We start from the raw sequence: 20702 nt of genomic DNA on the forward strand, positions 1-20702 counted from the left end.
TTATGCCACGCTGGCCAGCGCAGCGCGCAGCGCGGCCAGCAGCGCCTGCGGATCTTTTTCCGGCTGCGCGCTGAAGACGGGCGCTTCCCAGTCCTGCCCGCGCACGGCCACCACGCGCAAGCGGCCCTGTTCGTTCCAGGCCGGATACCAGCCCACGTCGACGATGTCGCCATTCGCGCACGTGATTTGCAGCAGGTCTTCGCCCAGATCGTCGACGAGAAGCTCTACGCTCTGGCGCAAGTCCAGCGGCGACAGGCTGTCATAGGTGATGCGGGCGTCGCCCAGCGCCAGAGGCTGGCCAAACAGGGTGGTGTCGATGATGCTCTCCTCTTTGATATTTTTATCGTTGTTTTTATCGTTGCTTCACTCGCCTTGCGGCACGCTGTAGTGGCTGCGCCACAGGGCCAGGTAGCGCGCCTGTTCCGCATCCCAGCGCGCATCGTCCCAGCCCAGTTCATGCTGGCAGATGGCGCGCAGGCGCGGCATGATAGCAAGCGCGCCGCCGGCCAGCTGCAAACCGAGGCGCGTGCGCCGCAGCAGCAGGTCGTCCAGGTGCTGCACGTCCTCGTTGCGCGCGCCCCAGCGCAGCTGGGCCCACAGGGTCTGCGTGCCGGGAACCGGCGCCAGTTCGCCCTCGTGCGCCGCATCGCACAGGGCCTGCGCGGCCGCGCCATGACGGCCCAGCAGGCGCGCGCGCTGCTCGCCATCGAGCAGCAAGGCCTTGCCCGACAGGGGCGGCGTTGCGTCAAAGATCGGCAAGGGGCGCAAATCCGCCTGCCAGCCCGGCAGCAGTGGCGCGGCGCGGCGCAATGCATCGAGGGCGATCACGCGGAACGTCGTCAGCTTGCCGCCCGCCACCGTTAGCAAGCCATGTTCCAGCCATAACGCATGTTCGCGCGCTTCCTTCGACGGGTCAAGCTGGCCGCTGTCGATGACGGGGCGCACGCCGGCAAATGTGGCCAGCACGTCGTCTTCGCCCAGCGCCAGCTGCGGGAACTGCCAGCGCAGCGCCGTCATCAGATAGGCGAGTTCGCCGCGCGTGATGGCCGGCTCCAGGTCCAGGCTGGCGCCGTGGTCGACATCGGTGGTGCCCACCAGGGTCACGCCCTCCCACGGATACGCAAACACGGGACGGCCATCGTGCGGGTGCATCAGGCTGACGGCTTGCGCCAGCGGCAGGCGCCAGGCCGGCAGCAGCAGATGGCTGCCACGCAGCGGCCGCAGTTTCGGCTGTTCTCCCACCTGGCCGCGCAAGCCATCGGCCCAGGCGCCCGTGGCGCTGATCACCAGGCGCGCGCGCACGGTGCATGCCATGCCATTGACCACATCGTTCAACGTGGCGCCGACGACCTTGCCATCTTCACGCAGCAGCGCTTCCACGCCCAGGTAATTGACGGCCACGCCGCCATGGCGGCGCGCTTCCTGCAGCACGCGCAGCACCAGGCGCGCGTCGTCCGTCTTGGCGTCCTGGTACAGCATGCCGCCCTGCAGGCCGTCGCGCCGGATGTGCGGCGCCAGCATGGCAAAGTCCGCCGCGTCGACATAGCGGCGCGCGCGCCGGCCCGCCATCACGTCATAGATGGCCAGACCCAGCATGAACTGGCGCCGCCCCGGTTTCCTGCCCGTGTAGTCGCCAAAGGCAAAGCCTTGCGGCTCGACCAGCCCCGCCGCATCCGTCAGCAAGGCTTGCCGCTCATGCACCGATTCGCGCGTCAGCGCGAACTGGGCCTGCTTGAGGTAGCGCAAGCCGCCGTGCACCAGCTTCGAGGAGCGGCTCGACGTGCCCCAGGCGAAATCGCGCTGTTCCACCAGCAGCGCCTTCAAGCCGCGCCGCGCCGCTTCCAGCAGGATGCCGGCGCCCGTGATGCCGCCGCCGACAATCAAGATGTCCCAGTCGCGCGCCAGCACGCCAGGCAACTGCGCCCGGTTCACAACGGGCCTTCGACGTCAGGCAGCAGTTTGCCGGGGTTCATCATGCCCTGCGGGTCGACCTGGCGGAACAGTGCGCGCATGGCGGCGATGCCCAGCTCTCCCTTTTCGGCGGCCAGCCACGGCGCATGATCCGTGCCCACGCCATGCTGGTGGCTGATGGTGCCACCGTTGGCCACGATGGCAGCGCAGGCCGCGTCTTTCAGGCTGCGCCAGCGCGCCATATTGTCTTCATACGTGGGCGCCAGCCGGTACACATACGTGGTGTAGACGCTGGCGCCCTGCGCATACACGTGCGACAGGTGCGTATACACGTGCACCCGCTCGCCGTGCGCGGCCAGCGCATTCGTGCCCGCCTGCTCCAGCGCCGCCATCATGGGCGTGACGCGGGGCCAGTCGACGGCCGTTTCCACCGTGTCGATGACATAGCCGTGCTCCCAGGCGCCATTGCGCAGGTAGACGTTGCGAAATCTCCCCTGCTTCCACTTGTCGCCCATGTGGCGTCCCACGTGCACGCCCTTGTGCCGCCGCGCCAGCGCCAGCGCGCCGCGCAGGGCCGCGCGCGCCGGTTTCGCTTCTCCGCTGACGCCCAGCATCAGCATGCACTTGCCTTGCGCGCAGCCGCGCAGGGACAGGTAGCGCTCCAGCAGTCCCACCAGTTTCTTGTGGCCGGCCAGGGTCAGCATGGTTTGCGTTTCGAGCGCGTTCGACAGGCGCAGCATGCACAGGGGCAGGCGCGACTGGGCCAGCGCCCGCACGGCCGCCTGTGCCTGGCCCCAATCGGCGAAAAACACGGCATGGAACGCTTCGTAGGGCGGCAACGGCGAGATGCGCACCGTGGCCTGCGTCAGGATGCCCAGCCGCCCCTCGGAACCGAGCACCATTTCGCGCAGGTCGATGCCGGCCGCCGAAGCGGGAAACGTGGGAATCGTCAGGGTGCCGGACGGCGTTTCCACCTCGCCGCCCGCGAACAGCTGCTCGATGCGGCCATAGCGCAGCGATTGCTGGCCCGACGAACGCGTGGCGATCCAGCCGCCCAGGGTGGAATATTCGAACGACTGCGGATAGTGGCCCAGGGTATAGCCATGCGCGCGCAGCTGCGCTTCCAGGTCGGGGCCGTAGACGCCCGCGCCAAACGTGGCCAGCTGCGCTTCGCGGTCCAGGTGGCCCAGCGCAGACAAACGCCGCAGGCTCAGCGCCAGCACGGGGCGCGCCCCCGCCGCCACCGTCAGGTGCCCGGCCACGCTGGTGCCGCCACCGTGCGGTATCACGGCCACGCAGGCCTGGCGCGCGTAGTCGAGCAGCTGGCGTACCTGCAGTGGGCTGTCGGGAAAGGCCACGCCATCGGGCACCGCGCCGATGCGGCCGTGGCGCAATTTGAACCAGTCGGGCAGGCTTTGACCGAGCGCATGGCGCACGCGCGTGGCAGGCACGGTATCGATCAGCGGATGCGGTGCCAGGCGCGACGCGGGCACCTGCGCGCAGGCCTCGTCCAATGTGGCATCGAGCATGCCGCTGCCCGGCCCCAGGCGTTCGCCCAGGAATGCCAGCGCCTCCTCGCTCAGCGCGTACGTGACGCTCTCGTCCCCCCAGCCATTCCAGCGTTGCATTGACATCCCCTGTATTTGGCCAGTTGCGCGCCACGGCGGCTTGCTATACTGTCCTTGCCTTCTCAACAGCATATGCCGCCGCAGGCCAAGGGTATTGGTTTTTCATGACAATCGCATTGTTCCATCATGACAAGTACTGACGGCCGTGTCGCCGGCGCCTATCTGCTGCCGCTGCTCGAAGCGGCCGGCGCGCACGGCATCGCGGCAGCCACCCTGGCGCAAGCGGCCGGCGTGCCGCCGCACAGCCTGGAAGCATCCGCGGCCAGCCTGGCCGCGCGCGACTACGTGCGCCTGCTCGATGCGGCAGCAAAGCTGGCGGGCGACGCGCATTTCGGCCTGCACGTGGGCCAGCGCGTGCGCATGGGCACGTACAGCGCCTACGGCTTGATTTTGCTCAGTTGCAAGAACGTGGGCCAGGCGCTGGAACAGACGGCCCGCTACGAGCGGCTGGCGCACGACCTGGGCCGCTCGACGCTGCAGCGCGACGGCGCCGTCGCGCATTACCGCTGGGCCAGCAATTACCCGGGCGCCAGCCGGCACCTGGTCGACAGCGTCTTTGCCGGTGTCAAGGTGTGCGGCGACTGGCTGGCCGGCATGCCGCTGCCGCCGGCCAGGCTGGCGTTTACCCATGATGGCGGCGGCGAGCTGCTGCGCCACGCCACGCACCGCGACGAATACGTGCGCGTGCTGGGCAGCCTGCCCGCATTCAACGCCCCCGCCAACACAGCCACCTTCGACGCGCAATTGCTGGACTGGCCCGTGCCAAACGCGGACGTCAGCCTGTACCCCGTGCTGTGCCAGCATGCGGAACAGTTGCTGGCGCAGCGCCAGGCCGAAACGGGAGGCGGCGCCGGCATCGAGGCGCAAGTGCACGCGGCCATCGTCGCGGGCTTGCGCCAGGGTTCGGCGCGGCTGGCCAGCGTTGCCGCCACCCTGGCCGTCACGCCGCGCACCTTGCAGCGCAAGCTGGCCGACGCGGGCACCAGCTTCCAGGCCCTGCTGGACCAGACCCGCTACGGCCTGGCGCGCGATTATTTGCGCGAGCCGAATTTGTCGCTGGTCGACATCGCCTTTCTGCTCGGTTACCAGGAACAAAGCGCGTTCAACCACGCGTTCCGCGTCTGGGCGGGCACCAATCCCGGCGCCTGGCGCCTGCAGCAATTACAGGAGAAGCAAGCCGGCTGACAGGCGTGCGCGGGTCATCCTTGACGCGTTTTCTGGCTATACTGGCATAGTCTGACTTCCCACGATCACTCCAACCCGCAATGCAAAGGATTAATATGCAGCTCAAAGACAAAGTCGCACTGATTACCGGCGCCGCCAGTGGTATCGGCAAGGAAATGGCCATTGAATACGCGAAACAAGGCGCCAAGGTGGTCATCGCCGACCTGGCCCTGGAAGCGGCCAGCAAGACGGCCGAGGAAATCAAGCAATCGGGCGGCCAGGCGTTTGCCGTCGCCATGGATGTCTCCAGCGAAGCGCAAGTCGACCAGGGCGTGGCCGATGCCGCAGCCCACTTCGGCGGCATCGATATCCTGATCAGCAACGCGGGCATCCAGATCATCAGTCCCGTCGTCGACTACCCGTTCGAGCAGTGGAAAAAGATGCTGGCCATCCACCTGGACGGCGCCTTCCTCACCACGCGCGCCTGCATGCGCGAAATGATCACGGCCGGCCGCGGCGGCGCCATCATCTACATGGGTTCCGTGCACTCGCACGAAGGCTCGCCGTTCAAGAGCGCCTACGTGGCCGCCAAGCACGGTTTGCTGGGCCTGGCCAAGGTGGTGGCCAAGGAAGGCGCCAAGGACGGCATCCGCGCCAACGTCATCTGCCCCGGCTTCGTGCGCACGCCGCTGGTCGACAAGCAAATCCCCGAACAGGCAGCCCAGCTGAACATCAGCGAAGAAGACGTGATCAAGAAAGTCATGCTGAAAGACACGATTGACGGCGAATTCACCACCACGCAAGACGTGGCGCAAACGGCCGTCTTCCTGGCGGCGTTCCCGTCGACGGCACTGAGCGGCCAATCGATCGTCGTCAGCCACGGCTGGCACATGCAGTAAACACGTAGCGTTCCCGGCAGGCGGCGCCGTCCGCCTGCATCACCGCAAGCGAAAGACTTCCCAATTGCAAGACAACACTTACCGTCACCCGCGCGCGGGCTGGCCGGGGCGCCTGTTTGCCGCGCTCGCCAATTGCACGCGGTTCGCCAATGTGCGCCAGGCCGTCATGTCGCGCCTGCCCTTCCTGACTCTGCACAGCGACGTGCGCGACGTCGTGTACGTGAGCTGGCTGGTCGACGCCGCTGCCGCGCAAAAATTAGTGCCCGCAGGTGTGGCCTTGTGGCAGCGCGACGGCAAGACGCCGTTTACCGTGCTGACCTACCGCCACGGGCATTTCGGCCCTGCCCTGCCCGGTCCCTTGCGCCGGCTGCTGCCCTCGCCCCTGCAAAGCAACTGGCGTTTATATCTGGACCACACGCCACCGGGCGCGCCCGCCGTACCCTGCGTGTATTTTTTGAAAAACATCATGGCCAGCTTGCCCCATGCGCTGGGCACGCGGCTGTTCAGCGATATCTTGCCGACGCACCTGGCCGCCGGCATGACGCTGGAAGTTGGCGCCACGCAGGCGCACTGCAGCATTGCATCCGGCACCGGCAGCGCCCCGGCGCTCGATGTGCAGGCGGCCATCACAGCGGAGCATGCTCTTGATGCCGACTGGCAAACGCTGTTCGGCAGCTGGCACGCTGCCGTCGCCTTCCTCGCTTGCCAGGATGCAGCCATCGCGCACGTGCCGCGCAACGGCAAGCTGGTCTTCGGTGAAATCGACTTGCCCGTTGATGTGGATCAAGTGCAAGCGCTGACGGCCTGGCGCGCCGACTGCGGCATGCTGAGGCAACTGCCGCCCGTGTCCAGGCCGTTTGCCTTTCTCGTACCGCAAGTGGACTTCAAGGCGCTGTCAGAGCGCCTGCTGTAGCGCGGCGCTCCGCTGCACGCGTGGGCGTGGCCGGGCCGCCACGCCGCCGTTCCAGCTTGAACAAGGCCATGGCTTGCTCCAGCTGCAAGGCCTGGTCTTGCAGCGACGCGGAGGCGGCCGCCGATTCCTCCACCAGCGCCGCGTTCTGTTGCGTCACTTCATCCATCTGCGTGACGGCCATGTTGACCTGGCCGATGCCATGGCTCTGTTCGCGCGAGGCCGAGGCGATCTCCGCCATGATGCCGTGCACACCCTGCACGGCGCCCAGCATTTCGGCGCTGCTGGCGCCTGCCTGTTGCGCCAGCTTGGCGCCCGCCTGCACCTGCGCCAGCGATGCCGTGATCAATTGCTTGATTTCCGTGGCGGCCGAGGCGCTGCGCTGGGCCAGGTTGCGCACCTCACCCGCCACGACGGCAAAGCCACGTCCCTGGTCGCCAGCGCGCGCCGCTTCCACTGCCGCGTTCAGGGCGAGGATATTGGTCTGGAAGGCAATGCCTTCGATGATGCCCGTAATGTCGCCGATCTTCTTTGACGAGGCGTTAATGTCCGCCATCATCGTCACCATCTGGCCGACGATCTCGCCGCCGCGCCCCGCCAGGCCATGCACCTTGCCCGCCATGTCGCTCGCTTGCACGGCGTTGCCGCTATTTTGCTGCACCGTGGCCGCCAGTTGCTCCATGCTCGATGCCGTCTGCTCCAGGGCCGATGCCTGCGCTTCCGTGCGGCCCGACAAATCCATATTGCCGGCGGCGATTTCCTGGCTGGCCATGCTGATGCGCAGGAAATTGCCGCGCACATCGCCAACGATGGAGTGCAAGTTCACGCGCAGCTGGCGCAAGGAACGCAGCAGCTGCCCCATCTCGTCGCGCCGCGTGGTATCGAGCTCGCCCGTCAGGTCGCCGCCCGCCATCACGTCGCAGGCCTGGCGCGCCCGCTGCAGCGGTTGCAGCACGGCGCGGTGCAAGCTGTGCCAGAAATACAGGGTCGCGCACAAGGCCAGCGCGGACAGGCCCGTCAGCCAGCCGCCCGCGCTGGCCGGCAGCACGCCCGCATTCCACGCCAGTTGCAGCAGCAATATCAGGCTCAGCAAGCCCAAATTCCAGCCGATGCGTTTGCCCAGCGGCAGGTCGCGCAAGCTCGCCAGCCTGGCCAGCCAGCCCGTGCGCACGGCCGCGCCCTGGCTGAGGGCGATGCCATCGGCCTGCCCCGCCTTGATGCGCGCGTACAGGGCCGACGCCTGCGCCACCTGCTGACGCGTCGGTTTGGTGCGCACGGACATGTAGCCGACAGCGACGCCGTCTTCCACCACCGGCGTCACGTTTGCCAGCACCCAATAGTAATCACCATCCTTGCAGCGGTTTTTCACCATGCCGCTCCACGAACGCCCGGAGCGGATGGTGGCCCAGAAATCGGCGAAGGCTTCGACCGGCATGTCCGGATGCCGGAGGATGTTTTGCGGCGCACCGATCAATTCTTCCGCACTGTAACCGCTGACGGCGATGAAATACGGGTTTGCATACGTGATATTGCCTTGCAAGTCGGTAGTCGAGACGATGGTCTCGGTATCGCTCAGATTGATCTCGGTATCGCTGACGGGAAGATTGATTCGCATGGTCACATCCTCAGTGGTAGCCCGTATGGTGGCGGGTGTGCGGACAAGGAACGGTCGCCAGACAGGAAAACGGACGCGGCACTGGCACCATTATTTTAATATTTTATTATTAATAAAATATACTTTATTCCCGCCGTGGCTAACGCTATGCCACGGCAGGTTCGCCGGCCCAGTAACGGTCGACGTCCAGCAAACCCCACTGAGCCGCGCTTTCCGTGGAAACAATGCGCTCTTGGCAACCCGGCGCCGCCAGGTCGATGAGGCAAGGGGCGATACAAGTGCCGGCGCGGATGGAAAAAAATGCGCGGACCGTGGGCGAGGTCAGCGTCTTGCCCGCCGCCTGCCCCACCACCACGGCCAGGCGCTCCGATTGCAGCCGCACCAGGGTGCCCAGCGGATAAATGCCCAGGCATTTGACGAAGGCGGCAAACAGTGTCGCGTCCAGATGCCCGCCGCGCCAGGCCGCCATGCGGCGCAGCGACTCGGCCGGGCACCAGCCCTGCTTGTATGGCCGGTTCGAGGTGATCGCGTCGTACACGTCGCAGATGGCGCCCATGCGCGCATACAGGCTGATTTCCTCGCCGCACAAGCCTTTGGGATAACCGCTGCCATCGAGTTTTTCATGGTGGTGCAGACACACGTCCAGCGCCACTGGATCGATCTCGTCCACCTCGAGCAGCATGCGATGGCCGGCCGCCGGATGGGCACGCACGGAGCAAAACTCCGCGTCGCTCAGGCTGCCAGGCTTGTTCAGGATGGCCGACGGCACGGCCATCTTGCCGATATCGTGCAGCAATCCCGCCAGGCCGGCCGAGCGCACTTGCTCCGGCGGCAGTTCCAGCTCCCTGGCCAGCGCCGTCATCAGCGCACACACGGCCACCGAGTGCATATACGTATAGTTGTCGGCCGTTTTCAGGCGTGCCAGGCCCAGCAGCACGCCGCCGCCGCGCAGCACCGAAGAGGCGATGTCGTCGACCAGCTCGTTGGCCTGCCCCACGGCCAAAGCCTTGCCCATGCGCGCTTCGTCAAACATCGTCTGCACGGCCTGGCGCGTGCGCTCGAGCAGGCGCCGGGCGTGCGCCATTTCCGCCTCGCGCGACAGGGCAGGCGCCACATGCGCAACGGCGACGGGGACGGCCGGCACGTCAGCTTCGGTGCCGGCTGCTGCGGCTGCAGGAACGGAAACGGGCGGTGCGGCAACGGCAACAGGTTCAGGCGGCGCCAGCCCGCGCGCCGTGTCGATCCACACTTCATTCAGGCGGGCCGCCCGGATACGCTCCAGGTCAGCCGGCGATTCGAGCAAAAAGGAACGCTTCCAGAACGGGTTCTCCAGCCAGGAGCGGCCGAGGCGTTCGACGTACATTCCCAGCATGAGTTCGCTACTCGATATTTTTTTCAGCACGACGGTTCTCCACCCATTCAGATCGCGGCATTTACTTGCCCATTATCAATATCATACGTCAAAAATAATGATTAAACCAAATAAATTAGTTTATATGGAAAAATCGCAACATATGAAGAAATAATCACCAATTCTATCACTTCCATTGGTAATAAATGATTAATCAATAAATATATCAATTAATCCATATTGGTTTTGTGGAATTGCAGGCATCCTGCCGAGGAGGGAGGCGCATGCCTGCCGGCGGCCTCATGGGCCACCACACGGGCATGCAGTGCAGGAAAGGATAGGAAAGCGGCGCCAGCGCCAGACGTCGCGAAAAGACGCTGGCGCCATGCAGGAAGAAGTATCAGGCGGATGTGCGAGCGGCAGGGCCGCCGGCGGCCGGAGGTCTAGCGCGGCACGTAGCGCCAGTTGCCGCTGTCCAGCATGAAGGTCAGTTCGGTCTTGATGCCTTCCGGACGGCTCGGCACGCTCAATTCCGTGTCACACACGAGGTAGCCCGTCTTGCGCTTGACGTCGCACGCGTTGACGGCCTTGACCTGCATGGTGCTCTGCGCTTCCTGCATCTGCACGTCCTTGGCCGCGTCCGGATCGCGCGCCACTTCGTCCTTGGCCCAGGCGCGTATCATCGCTTGCGCCTCGGCCGGCAACGGTCCCGCGAACTTGGCGTTTTTGCGTTCGACGCCGACCCAGGTGCCGCCCTCGTTCCGCAGCGGCAGTACGTTAAAAGCATCGCGCATGCCGGCGCTCATGCCCACCAGGCACACCACTTCGCCCGGCACTTCCTGCGACTCCTGGCAGCCGGCCAGGCTGGTCACCTTGATGACGAACGGCATGCGCGACTGCGTCTTCGCTTGTGTCCTGGCCACGCCCGCCTGCACGGCGGCATGGATTTGTTCGAGTGTCGGCATGCTGGCCGCATGGGCTGGCAAGGCGGCGAACAGGGCGGCGGCGGTCAGGGCGAGGGAAGTCAGGCGCATGGGTATCGAGAGTAGTGAGCTAAGGCCGGCAGTCTAGCACTTTGCATAAAAACAGCTGTTTCTCTAGAGACATTTATCCAGCGTCGGACACAAGAAAGGCGCCGCCCGCATCCGCCTGCCCGCGCAGGCGCAAGCCAATGGCGCGCAGCATCTCGACCAGCTCGCGCAAGCGCAAGCCCTCGTCCGTCAGCCGATATTCCACCTTGACGGGCACTTCCGCGTAAATCGTGCGCGTCAGCAAACCGGCCTCTTCCAGCGCGCGCAAGTCCAGGGTCAGCATGCGCTGCGAGATATTCGGCACGGCGCGGCGGATTTCGCTGAAACGCTTCGGCCCCGCCATCAGATAGCTGAGCAGCACGATGCGCCAGCGGCCGCCCAGCAGTCGCATGGCTTCTTCCACGGCGCAGCCGGAGACATTGTCTTTCATGGTTCGCTTCCCACCTGGTATAAAAAATGTACCTATACCACATTATTCTACCTTCTTCCAAATAGTAACCATTACCCTTAGACTGCCCTTCCCTCATCCAATTGGAGCTCCAGCATGGAAACCACCCTGATCTATAGCGTGCCGTTCGGCTGCTCGTTTGCCGCCATCGCCGCCCTCGAATGGAGCGGCTTGCCGTATCGCCTGGCTCGCGTGGAAGCACGCGACCCGGCCAGCAAGCAGCATCCCGCCTTTCTCGCCATCAATCCGCTGAGCCAGACGCCGGCCCTGCTCACGCACGCGGGCGCGCCGTTGCTGGAAAGCATGGCGATCCTGCTGCACCTGGCCGCCCGCGCACCAGGCAGCGGCCTGGGTTTTGCGCAAGGCACGCCAGACTACGACCGCCTGAACAGTGTGCTGTCCTTTCTGCACACGACGTTTCACGCCGCCTTCATGCCCGCCTTCCAGGCGTCGCGTGCAGCGCCGGACGATGCGCGCGCGGCTATCTGGCGCGAGATGGCCACCGAGAAGGTCAACAAAAGCCTGGCGCACCTGGAGCGCCTGCTCGCTGGCCGCGCCTGGCTCGCTTCGGAGACGGCACCGAGCATCGCCGACGCCTACCTGGCCGCCACGGCGCGCTGGGCCGAACCGCTGCAACTGGCCAGCCTGGCCGATTATCCGCACGTGGCGCGGGTGCTGGCCGCGCTGGAACAAGACTCCGGCATCCGCTTTGCCCACGCCATCGAAGACAGCTTGCCGGCCACCAGCCAGGGCGGCTTCCTGGGCCACGTGGCACTCGACCAACTGGCACTTCCGGCCGGCTAACCGGCGGTCAACTCCCGCAGCAAGCGCATCTTTATTGCTATGATGTCGGGCTGCCGGCGGTACAGCCGGCCACGTCAATACCATATCAATAACGTCGTCATCAGAATCGGGAGTTTGAATGAGTTTACGTCTGCTGCTCTTGGGAGCATTCAGTGCCGCCATGGCCACCACTGCCGCCGCCGTTGCTGCAGAACCGGCATTGGCCGCACCGCGCGGTTTCACCGTGGAAGACATGGTCGCCATGGAAAGAGTCGGCAGCCCCGTGCTGTCGCCGGACGCCACGCGCGTCGTCTACACGGTGCGCACGACCAACCTGGACAAAAACCGCGGCAACACGCAGCTGTGGATGATCGACCTGCGCGCACCAAACGCGGCGCCACGCCAGCTCACGCGTGGCGATGCCAGCGCCAGCGACCCGCAATGGTCGCCGAACGGCGACGCCATCTACTTCCTCTCCGCCCGCTCCGGCTCCTCGCAAGTGTGGCAGCTGCCCCTGAACGGCGGCGAAGCGGCCAAGGTCACCGACCTGGCGCTGGACGTGGACACTTATCGATTGTCGCCGCAGGGCGACCGCCTGGCCTTCAGCATGGGCGTCTTCCTCGATTGCGCGGACATCGCCTGCACGAAAAAACGCCTCGATGAAAAAGCCAAGAACAAGGCCAGCGGCATGGTCTACGAGCAGATGTTCGTGCGCCACTGGGATACCTGGGCCGATGGCCGCCGCAACGCGCTGTACTCGGCGCCGATCGACGCGACCGGCAAGGTCAGCGCCGCACCCGTCAGCCTGAGCGGCACCCTCGATGGCGACGCGCCATCGAAACCGTTCGGCGACAATGGCGAATACCACTTCAGCCCGGACGGCAAGACGGTGGCCTTCTCGGTGCGCGTGGCCGGACGCACGGAAGCGTGGTCGACCAACTTCGACGTCTACACGATCCCTGCCGCCGGCGGCCAGGCGCCGCGCAACCTAACTGCCGACAATCCGGCCTGGGACGCGAAAGCCACGTATTCGCCCGATGGCCGCACGCTGGCCTATGTCGCCATGACCAAGCCGGGCTTCGAAGCGGACCGTTTTCATCTGGTGCTGATGGATGTCGCCACAGGCAAGAAGCGCACCCTGGCTGACGACTGGGACCGTTCCGTGGCCGACTTCCGCTGGACGCCGGATGGCAAGGCCTTCCTGGTCGCCGCCGATGACGTGGGCCAGCACCGCTTGTTCCACATCGACGCGGCCAGCGGCAAGGTCGCGGCATTGACGGGCAAGGGCGCCGTGGGCGACTTCGACGTGCGCGGCAACACCATCGTGCTGGCGCAAGCCAGCCTGGCCTCGGGCGCGCAGCTGTACACGCGCAAACTCGACGCCAAGTCGGAAAGCGCACCGATGACCCAGCTGACGAAACAGAACGCGCAAGCGCTGGCCGACGTGCGTTTCGGCGAATATGAACAGTTCTCGTTCGCCGGCGCGAATGGCGAAACCGTCTACGGTCACGTGATGAAGCCATGGAACGCCAAGGCCGGTGAAAAGTATCCGGTCGCCTTTTTGGTCCACGGCGGCCCGCAAGGCAGCTTTGGCAACAGCTGGAGCTACCGCTGGAATCCGCAAGTGTATGCGGGCGCCGGCTACGCCACCGTCTTCATCGACTTCCACGGCTCCACCGGCTATGGCCAGAAGTTCACGGATTCCATCAGCGGCGACTGGGGCGGCAAGCCGCTGGTCGACTTGCAAAAGGGCCTGGAAGCGGCCACCAAGAAGTTCCCATGGCTGGACCGCGAGCGCAGCTGCGCGCTGGGCGCGTCGTACGGCGGCTACATGATGAACTGGATCGCCGGTAACTGGCCGGACGGCTTCAAGTGCCTGGTCAACCACGACGGCGTGTTCGACAACCGCGGCATGGCTTACGCGACGGAAGAACTGTGGTTCACCGAGTGGGAAAACGGCGGCCCGTACTACGACGCGCCGGCCAAGCACGAGCAGTTCAATCCCGTCAACTTCGTGAAGAACTGGAAGACGCCGATGCTGGTGGTACAGGGCGACCTGGATTTCCGCATCCCTACCGCGCAAGGCCTGGGCACCTTCACGGCGCTGCAGCGCCGTGGCATCCCGAGCAAGCTGCTGGTCTTCCCGGACGAGAACCACTGGGTACTGAAACCGGCCAATTCGCTGCTGTGGCATCACACGGTGCTGGACTGGTTGAATACCTATACCAAGAAGTAACGGGAGAGTGTCGGATTACGGCCTTCGGCCTAATCCGACCTACCCTCGATTTCCACAATAAAAAGCCGCGCGGTGCATCTCTGCACCGCGCGGCTTTTTGTTTTGTAGGTCGGATTAGCGGCGCGCAGCGCCGCGTAATCCGACACAGCAGCACATCAATACGTATTAAGCGCCTTGGCAAACTTCACGATCCACAAACGGCTTGGACGCTCGCGGTCGTCGCCGCGCGCCACGCGGATGGTGTTGGCGGCATTGCAGCCGGCCGCGCTGCTGGTGACGATTGTGCCGTTCGCATCGACCGTGCACTTGGTCACGTCGGCATCCGCCACTTCCACGCCATTCGCGTCGAAGATCTTGGTTTTCAGGCCGAAGTCATTGTCGTTGGCCAGCGCAATGGTGGAGTCGTCGATCAGGGTCAGGCCTTCGGCCTTTTCCGCCGCCCAGCCGATGGCGTTCAAGTCCAGCAGCACGGTTTTCTTCAGCGGCGTGACAGCCGCCCAGTCGGCGCCATTGACGGCCGCGCCGCCCATGCTGCTTTTTTCCAGGTCCGAGCTCGTCGCGTTGAAGGCGGCGGCCGCAATGTCCGTGGCGCCCTTCAGTTCGACCAGCATCAGTTTATTGAAGACCTTGCCCGACGGCGCCGCGCCCTGTTCGATGACGAGGAACTTGCCGCCGCCCAGCGCCACCATGTCACCCAGCTTGGCGTTGCCCGTGCGGCCATCCTGGTAGTCGGCCGCATTCAAGGGGTAGGCGAACATCTTGCCGCTGCTGCCCGTCGTCGGGTCGAATTCGATCCAGCGCGTGAAGCGGGCGAAGCGCTCGACCTGTTCATTCTTCTTCGTCACCGTATATGGTGCCGTGCCGTCGGACAGAGGGCTTTGCAGGAAGGCGTACAGCTTGTCATTGCTCGTGTCTAAGGTCATGCCTTCCATGCCGCGGTTCGCGCGGCGCTTGGCGAACAGCGCCGGCAAGCCCTTGCCCGGCTCGTACTTGGCCTGGATGATGCCTGTGGCCGCATCGATCTTGATGATGAAGGGGCCGTATTCGTCCGAGACCCACAGCGCATTGCGCTTCGCGTCGACGACGATGGCTTCCGAATCGAGGCCGCCCGCATTGAAGACTGCCTTGCCGGCAGCATCGAACTTCATCGCATCCATGACGGGAATCTCGGCCGAATTGCCCACCGCGCCCACGGGCACGGGCAAGCCCGAACTGTTGACGGCGGTCGACACCTTGATCGGCGTGCTCGAACCCAGCACGGCGCCATTCTTGCCCACCGTGATCACGCCGAACGAAGGCGTAAAGCTCGGCGACGGGAAGATCTTGCTGCCGATCGTGCCCTTGCCCGATGGGTTGGGCACCAGCGGGCCGTCGCCGTTCGGGCCACGGTCCGTCAAGCCATAGAATTCCAGGTCGCCGGCTGCATTCTTGCCCTTGTAGGCCAGGCCCGAGCCATACGATGGCAAAAAGCCGTTCGGGAATTCGCCCTTGATCTTGGCATTCGCGCCTTCGTACGGCACATAGTATTTGTCCGCCGCCTGGATCTGGTAGCGCGTCACGGTGACTTTCACTTCGCCCACCGGATTGGCTTGCGTCAGCGCTTCATTGACGGGCACGCCCGCTTTCGAAGCCAGCGTGTCTTCGAAATGCTCGCGCACGAGCGCGCGGCGCTCGGCATCGACCGTGCGGCTGGCGAATTTCCCGCCCACCGCCGCCAATTGCCCGGCCAGCGCCGTGTTGAAGACGGCCGGCACGGTGGCAAAGTCCAGCGTCTTGCCGGTCAGCGCGGCCTTCACTTCGGCCGTCAGCTTGATGCCGTTCGACGGATCGCTGTCGTCGTCAAGCAATTGCAGCGCCAGCAGGCGGTTGACGACCTTGTCGTCCGCCACATTCGTGCTGGCGGCCAGCGCCAGCGGCGTGACGACGGCGCCGCATGGCGCCGAACCCAGGGCCAGGCCACCCACGCTGAAGGCCACCGTGTCGCCCGGGTTGCAAATGAATTCGCCCTTGGCATTGGTGCTGGCCTTGGCCGCGCTGCCGGCCACGTAATCGAGACCTTCCACCGCGCCGTCGAGGAACACGCCCGTCTGTGCCACGGGCTTGGCCGGTTCCGCCGGCGTACTATCGCTGCCGCCGCAGGCGGACAGGCACAGGCTGGCGGCGATGGCCAGCAGGGTCAGTTTCGGGGTCGACGTTACGGCAGCGTTCATGCATTCCCCGGCTAAAGTGGGATTGAAGCCGTGGAGAGTAACTGGGCAAAGTGACAAGCCCGTGACAGCCCTCAAGCCCGTGGCGTATCCGCAACAGGCCCGCCGATGCCGCCAAAGCGGCCATCGGCCTGACGCCGGAATTCCTTCGGCGTCACGCCCTTCACCTGCAGGAAGCGGCGGTTGAAGTTGGCCACGTTCTGGAAACCCACGTCGTAGCAGACGTTCGACACGTATTGATCCGTGTCCATCAACAGCTGGCAAGCCTTGTTGATGCGCAAACGGCTGATGAAATCGGTAAAACTGTTGCCCGTCGCCTTGCGGAAGAAGCGCGAGAATTTACTCAGCGACATGCCCACCTGCTCGGCCAGCATTTCCGCCGAAATCGGCTCGCGGTAATTGTCCGTGATGTAATTGAGGACGGCATTCACCTTGGCCAGGGTGGCGTCATCATCGTACGAACGCAGCGAAGCGCTCGACAGCAAGCGATAGTTGGCCGTGCGCGCCAGCTTGCTCATCAGTTGCACGAATGCGGCGAAGCGCTCGGCGCCATGCGTGGCGCGGATGCGCGCCAGGTGCTGCTCGGCCTCGTGACCCATGTCGAAAAACTCCACGCCATAGCTGGAGCGCTCGAGCAGCGGCAGCAGCTCGCGCAGTTCGGGGATGACGCGCGCGGCGCCGGCCAGCGGCGCGTGGGCGAACTGCACGATCATGTCGCGCAAGGCCACGCCCCCTTCCGGCACGACGTTGGAAATCCAGTTGTGCGGCAGGCGCGGACCCGTCAGCACCAGGTGGCCGGGCGAGAATTCGCCGATATAGTCGCCCACGAACAAGCGCCCGCTGGTGGCGACGATCAGGTGCAGCTCGTATTCTTCGTGGCAGTGCCAGCGCACGCGCGAGCTGGGATAGCCGTGTTCCAGGTAATTGATGATGCCATCGTAGCTTTCGCGCTCCAGTTCGGGCGCCTTGCGCTCGCTGTCCTTCTGCCACAGGTATTCCATGCTTGTCTCTCCCAGGCGGTCCCCGCCCGTGCCATCGAATGTACCTTAAAAAACCTCAGGCGCCAAAACGGCCCTGCGCCTGCTGGCGAAACTCCTTCGGCGTCATGCCCTTCAATTCCAGGAAGCGCCGGTTGAAATTGGCCACATTATTGAATCCTGCTTCGTAGCAGATGTTGCTGACGTAGCGCTCCGTCTCCATCAGCAGCTGGCACGCCTTGTTGATGCGCAGGCGGTTGACGAAGTCCGTGAAGCTGTTGCCCGTGGCGCTGCGAAAGAAGCGCGAAAACGTCCGCTCGGGCATGTCCACCTGCTCGGCCAGCTGTTTCAGCGAGAACTGGCTGCTGTAATTGTGCACGATGAAGTTGATGGCCGAACTGATGCGCGCCAAAGCCACGTCGTCATCGCTCGACTGCATCGGCACCGTCGACAGCAATTGGTAATCGCTGGTCTGCGCCAGTTCGCCCAGCAGGGTCAGAAACTCGATGAAGCGCGGCAGGCCGCTGCTGTCGCGGATACGCTGGAAGCGCCGCAGCGACTGCTCGCTGACGCCGAAAAATTCCACGCCATGCAGGGCGCGCTGCAGCAGCGGGAACATCCCTTTCAGTTCCGGGATGGCGGCGGCCATCGACGCCAGCGGCGCATGCGAAAACTGAAGCACCATGTCGCGCAGGGCCACGCCTTCAGGCGGCGTGTCGAGCGAGACCCAGTTGTGCGGCACGCGCGGCCCCGTCAGCACCAAATGACCGGGCGCAAACTGGCCGATATAGTCGCCCACGAAAACCTTGCCGCTCGTCTCGACGATCAGGTGCAGCTCGTACTCGTCGTGGTAATGCCAGCGCACCAGCGCGTTCGGAAAGCCGTGCTCCAGGTAGCGGATGAAACCGAAACTGCCTTTCGGCTCGAAGCCGGGCGTGGCATCGCGCTGCTGTTCCAGCTCCATCTGCGGCAAGACAGCATCGGCTTTGCGTGGCATGGCGCGCCCTCCCCTCAAGCCACGCTCTGTTCCAGCGCCGCGCGCGCGCCCAGCCCATACAGGCTGGCCAGCGCTTCCCCCACCGCCAGCGTGAACGCCGGTGTGTCGCAGAGGTCGCCGAACAGCTCGCGCAGGGACAGCAACGGCGCGGCGTCCGAGCCGCCCTGCAGTGCCAGCGCGCGCAGGCGCGCCGCATACGGGTCGTTCAGGGGCATCTCGCGCCCCTGCTCGTCGTGGCCCTCCAGGTAGCGGAACCAGCACGCCACCGTGAAGGCCAACAGCTTGATGGCGCCGCCCCGGGCCAGCGCTTCGCGCACGGAGGGCAGCACGAATTTCGGGATGCGCGCCGAGCCTTCCGTGCCGATGCGCGCCAGCTGGTCGCGCACGGCCGGATTCGAAAAGCGCTCGATCAGGGTGGCCTTGTACCGTTCCAGATCGATGCCTTCCACGCTATCGAGCAGCGGCGTGACTTCGTCATCCATCATGCGCCGCACGAGCAGGCGGATGCCAGGGTCACCCATCGCTTCATGCGCAAACGTGTAACCGAGCTGCATGCCGATGTAGCACAGGGCCTGGTGGCTGGCATTCAAGAGGCGCAGCTTCATCTTTTCATACGGCAGCACGTCGTGCGTCATCTGCGCCCCCACCTTTTCCCAGGCCGGCCGGCCCTGCGGGAATTCGTCTTCGATGACCCACTGGCGGAATGGCTCGCACACGACGGGCCAGGCGTCGATGATGCCGAAGCTGTCGCGCACGAGCGCCCGGTGTTCATCGGTGGTGGCCGGCGTGATGCGGTCGACCATGCTGTTGGGGAAGCTGCCATGCGTGGCCAGCCAGCGCGCCAGTTCTGCGTCGCGCAGGGCGACAAAGGCCAGCAGCATCTTGCGCGTCACGTCGCCATTGTTTTGCAGGTTATCGCAGGACATGATGGTAAACGGCGCCAGTCCCCGCCGGTGGCGCAGGGCCAGCGCGGCGGCCAGGTAGCCGAACGAGCAGCGCGGCGCATCGGGATGCGCCAGTTCATGCACGATATCGGCATGATCCGCGTCAAATTCGCCCGTGCCCTGGTTGACGTAGTAGCCGCCCTCGGTGATGGTCAGCGCGACGATGCGCGTGCCGGGGTCGGCCAGCTTTTCCAGCACGGCTTGCGGCTCGTCGGGCGCATACAGATACTCGCCGACGCTGCCGATGATGCGCGCCGAGTCGCCGGCCGCGCTGCGCTCGACCACCGTGTACAGCCCATCCTGCGCCTGCATGGCGTCGCGCATGGCCGCGTCATGCGCCAGCAAGCCCACGCCGCAATAGCCCCATTGCGCGTGTTCCTGGCCGGGCAAGGCCAGCAAGTCGTCGAGGTACACGGCCTGGTGGGCGCGGAAGAAGCCACCCACGCCGATATGCACGATGCTGGCCACGAGCGTCTCGCGCGCATACGCGGGCACGGCCACGTTGGCGGGCAGCTGCGCCAGGTTCGCCTGGTTCAATGCGATGGCGTCCATTACAGCGCTCCTTTCGCCGCCGCGTAAGTCTTGCCGGCGCGGTCAAAATAGTGGACGAAGCCCGGTTCGAACGTCAGATGCGTCTGCTGGCCCGGCTGCAGGCTGCTGCGCTCCGCGCCGCGCGACACCACCTGCACATTGTTCGGCAGGCGCACATAGGTCAGGGTTTCCACGCCCAGGGACTCCACCAGGTCGACGGTGACGGGCACGCTGCCCGGCTGCGCCGCGCCCAGGTGCACGTGCTCGGGGCGGATGCCGACGAAGCCGTCCGCCTGCGCCGCGCTGCCCGCCTGCGCCAGCAACTGAGGCGCCGCGTCGGCCGGTACCACGTTCATGCTGGGCGTGCCGATGAATTGCGCGACAAAGCGGTTGGCGGGACGGTCATACAGTTCCAGGGGCGAGCCATGCTGCTCGATCTGGCCGTCGCGCAGTACCACCACCCTGTCGGCCAAAGTCATCGCCTCGACCTGGTCATGCGTAACATAGATGGTGGTGGCGCCCAGCTCGCGGTGCAGCTTGGCGATCTCGATGCGCGTCTGCACGCGCAGGGCCGCATCGAGGTTCGACAGCGGTTCATCGAACAAGAACACTTTCGGGTCGCGCACGATGGCGCGGCCGATGGCCACCCTCTGGCGCTGCCCGCCCGACAGCTCTTTTGGCGTGCGTTCCAGGTAACGCCCAAGGTCGAGGATGGCGGCCGCCTTGTCGACTTTCTCGCGGATGATGGCCGGATCGACGCCGGCCAGTTTCAAGGCGAACGACATGTTCTGGAACACCGTCATGTGCGGGTACAGCGCGTACGACTGGAACACCATCGCCAGGTCGCGCTTGGACGATGGCACGCTGGTGATGTCGCGCCCGTCGAGCGACAGCTTGCCGCCGTCGATCGGTTCCAGGCCCGCGATCAGGCGCAGCAAGGTGGATTTTCCGCAACCTGACGGCCCCACGAAGACGACGAACTCGCCCTGTTTGATGTCCAGGTCAATGCCCTTGATGGCGCGGTGCTCGCCAAAGAATTTTTCGATATTGCTCAGTTGAAGGTAAGCCAT

17 protein-coding genes are annotated in these 20702 nt (G+C 65.1%); 5 read left to right on the top strand and 12 right to left on the bottom strand.

Annotated elements, in window-relative coordinates; translation table 11 throughout:
- From CLU93_RS02890 to CLU93_RS02900, 3 genes are all read right to left on the bottom strand, one after another.
- Positions 1-240: a hypothetical protein gene (locus tag CLU93_RS02890; RefSeq protein WP_099759917.1), complete on the bottom strand. Its 240-nt coding sequence runs from the start codon at positions 238-240 to the stop codon at positions 1-3.
- 123 nt (positions 241-363) lie between these two features.
- Complete coding sequence (locus tag CLU93_RS02895; RefSeq protein WP_099759918.1) at positions 364-1932, bottom strand: glycerol-3-phosphate dehydrogenase/oxidase; 1569 nt, start codon at positions 1930-1932, stop codon at positions 364-366.
- A complete protein-coding gene (locus CLU93_RS02900; RefSeq protein WP_099759919.1) occupies positions 1929-3539 on the bottom strand; it encodes an FAD-binding oxidoreductase in 1611 nt (536 codons plus the stop codon). Before CLU93_RS02900 ends, CLU93_RS02895 begins: the two co-directional genes overlap by 4 nt.
- Positions 3540-3665: 126 nt before the next feature.
- Here CLU93_RS02900 and CLU93_RS02905 point away from each other — a divergent pair, with 126 nt between their 5' ends.
- The 3 genes from CLU93_RS02905 (at position 3666) to CLU93_RS02915 (ending at position 6515) form a co-directional block, all read left to right on the top strand.
- Positions 3666-4724 (top strand): AraC family transcriptional regulator, encoded by a 1059-nt coding sequence (locus CLU93_RS02905; RefSeq protein ID WP_099759920.1) that lies wholly within the window; start codon positions 3666-3668, stop codon positions 4722-4724.
- Between the two features lie 95 nt (positions 4725-4819).
- Positions 4820-5602, top strand: a complete 783-nt coding sequence (locus tag CLU93_RS02910; protein ID WP_099759921.1) for a 3-hydroxybutyrate dehydrogenase — start codon at positions 4820-4822, stop codon at positions 5600-5602.
- 64 nt (positions 5603-5666) lie between these two features.
- Complete coding sequence (locus tag CLU93_RS02915) at positions 5667-6515, top strand: DUF2071 domain-containing protein (RefSeq protein ID WP_099759922.1); 849 nt, start codon at positions 5667-5669, stop codon at positions 6513-6515.
- On the opposite strand, the gene CLU93_RS02920 is transcribed toward CLU93_RS02915, so the two are convergent.
- The 4 genes from CLU93_RS02920 to CLU93_RS02935 form a co-directional block, all read right to left on the bottom strand.
- Positions 6487-8127, bottom strand: a complete 1641-nt coding sequence (locus CLU93_RS02920; protein WP_099759923.1) for a methyl-accepting chemotaxis protein — start codon at positions 8125-8127, stop codon at positions 6487-6489. The two genes, CLU93_RS02915 and CLU93_RS02920, sit on opposite strands and share 29 nt — an antisense overlap.
- A gap of 145 nt (positions 8128-8272) precedes the next feature.
- Positions 8273-9529, bottom strand: coding sequence for an HD-GYP domain-containing protein (locus CLU93_RS02925; protein WP_099759924.1), 1257 nt, complete (start codon positions 9527-9529; stop codon positions 8273-8275).
- Positions 9530-9921: 392 nt separating this feature from the next.
- On the bottom strand, positions 9922-10512 hold the full coding sequence (locus CLU93_RS02930) for a hypothetical protein (RefSeq protein WP_099759925.1): 591 nt from the start codon (positions 10510-10512) through the stop codon (positions 9922-9924).
- A gap of 73 nt (positions 10513-10585) precedes the next feature.
- A complete protein-coding gene (locus CLU93_RS02935; protein WP_099759926.1) occupies positions 10586-10939 on the bottom strand; it encodes a winged helix-turn-helix transcriptional regulator in 354 nt (117 codons plus the stop codon).
- A gap of 114 nt (positions 10940-11053) precedes the next feature.
- Between CLU93_RS02935 and CLU93_RS02940 the strand changes: the two genes are divergently transcribed.
- On the top strand, positions 11054-11761 hold the full coding sequence (locus tag CLU93_RS02940) for a glutathione S-transferase family protein (RefSeq protein WP_099759927.1): 708 nt from the start codon (positions 11054-11056) through the stop codon (positions 11759-11761).
- Positions 11762-11879: 118 nt separating this feature from the next.
- Positions 11880-13976 carry a S9 family peptidase gene (locus tag CLU93_RS02945; RefSeq protein WP_099759928.1) on the top strand — a complete coding sequence of 699 codons (2097 nt, stop codon included), beginning with the start codon at positions 11880-11882 and terminating at the stop codon, positions 13974-13976.
- Between the two features lie 155 nt (positions 13977-14131).
- On the opposite strand, the gene CLU93_RS02950 is transcribed toward CLU93_RS02945, so the two are convergent.
- The 5 genes from CLU93_RS02950 to CLU93_RS02970 form a co-directional block, all read right to left on the bottom strand.
- The gene (locus CLU93_RS02950; protein ID WP_099759929.1) at positions 14132-16186 is read right to left on the bottom strand and encodes an esterase-like activity of phytase family protein; all 2055 of its coding nucleotides are present in this window, start codon (positions 16184-16186) and stop codon (positions 14132-14134) included.
- 71 nt (positions 16187-16257) lie between these two features.
- Positions 16258-17184 (bottom strand): helix-turn-helix domain-containing protein, encoded by a 927-nt coding sequence (locus CLU93_RS02955; protein ID WP_099759930.1) that lies wholly within the window; start codon positions 17182-17184, stop codon positions 16258-16260.
- 55 nt (positions 17185-17239) lie between these two features.
- Positions 17240-18157, bottom strand: a complete 918-nt coding sequence (locus CLU93_RS02960; protein WP_099759931.1) for a helix-turn-helix domain-containing protein — start codon at positions 18155-18157, stop codon at positions 17240-17242.
- A gap of 14 nt (positions 18158-18171) precedes the next feature.
- Complete coding sequence (locus CLU93_RS02965) at positions 18172-19653, bottom strand: mannitol dehydrogenase family protein (RefSeq protein WP_180287793.1); 1482 nt, start codon at positions 19651-19653, stop codon at positions 18172-18174.
- Positions 19653-20702 (bottom strand): ABC transporter ATP-binding protein, encoded by a 1050-nt coding sequence (locus CLU93_RS02970; RefSeq protein ID WP_099759932.1) that lies wholly within the window; start codon positions 20700-20702, stop codon positions 19653-19655. Before CLU93_RS02970 ends, CLU93_RS02965 begins: the two co-directional genes overlap by 1 nt.

It is taken from the genome of Janthinobacterium sp. 35 (assembly GCF_002754575.1).
Taxonomy (GTDB): domain Bacteria; phylum Pseudomonadota; class Gammaproteobacteria; order Burkholderiales; family Burkholderiaceae_D; genus Janthinobacterium; species Janthinobacterium tructae.

Excerpts from the sequence above, each read along its gene's own strand:
- CLU93_RS02965 (WP_180287793.1), bottom strand. The coding sequence starts at position 19,653 with ATGGACGCCATCGCATTGAACCAGGCGAACCTGGCGCAGCTGCCCGCC.
- CLU93_RS02970 (WP_099759932.1), bottom strand. The coding sequence starts at position 20,702 with ATGGCTTACCTTCAACTGAGCAATATCGAAAAATTCTTTGGCGAGCAC.
- CLU93_RS02950 (WP_099759929.1), bottom strand. The coding sequence starts at position 16,186 with ATGAACGCTGCCGTAACGTCGACCCCGAAACTGACCCTGCTGGCCATC.
- CLU93_RS02905 (WP_099759920.1), top strand. The coding sequence starts at position 3,666 with ATGACAAGTACTGACGGCCGTGTCGCCGGCGCCTATCTGCTGCCGCTG.
- CLU93_RS02900 (WP_099759919.1), bottom strand. The coding sequence starts at position 3,539 with ATGCAACGCTGGAATGGCTGGGGGGACGAGAGCGTCACGTACGCGCTG.
- CLU93_RS02935 (WP_099759926.1), bottom strand. The coding sequence starts at position 10,939 with ATGAAAGACAATGTCTCCGGCTGCGCCGTGGAAGAAGCCATGCGACTG.
- CLU93_RS02930 (WP_099759925.1), bottom strand. The coding sequence starts at position 10,512 with ATGCGCCTGACTTCCCTCGCCCTGACCGCCGCCGCCCTGTTCGCCGCC.
- CLU93_RS02960 (WP_099759931.1), bottom strand. The coding sequence starts at position 18,157 with ATGCCACGCAAAGCCGATGCTGTCTTGCCGCAGATGGAGCTGGAACAG.
- CLU93_RS02910 (WP_099759921.1), top strand. The coding sequence starts at position 4,820 with ATGCAGCTCAAAGACAAAGTCGCACTGATTACCGGCGCCGCCAGTGGT.
- CLU93_RS02920 (WP_099759923.1), bottom strand. The coding sequence starts at position 8,127 with ATGCGAATCAATCTTCCCGTCAGCGATACCGAGATCAATCTGAGCGAT.
- CLU93_RS02940 (WP_099759927.1), top strand. The coding sequence starts at position 11,054 with ATGGAAACCACCCTGATCTATAGCGTGCCGTTCGGCTGCTCGTTTGCC.
- CLU93_RS02955 (WP_099759930.1), bottom strand. The coding sequence starts at position 17,184 with ATGGAATACCTGTGGCAGAAGGACAGCGAGCGCAAGGCGCCCGAACTG.
- CLU93_RS02945 (WP_099759928.1), top strand. The coding sequence starts at position 11,880 with ATGAGTTTACGTCTGCTGCTCTTGGGAGCATTCAGTGCCGCCATGGCC.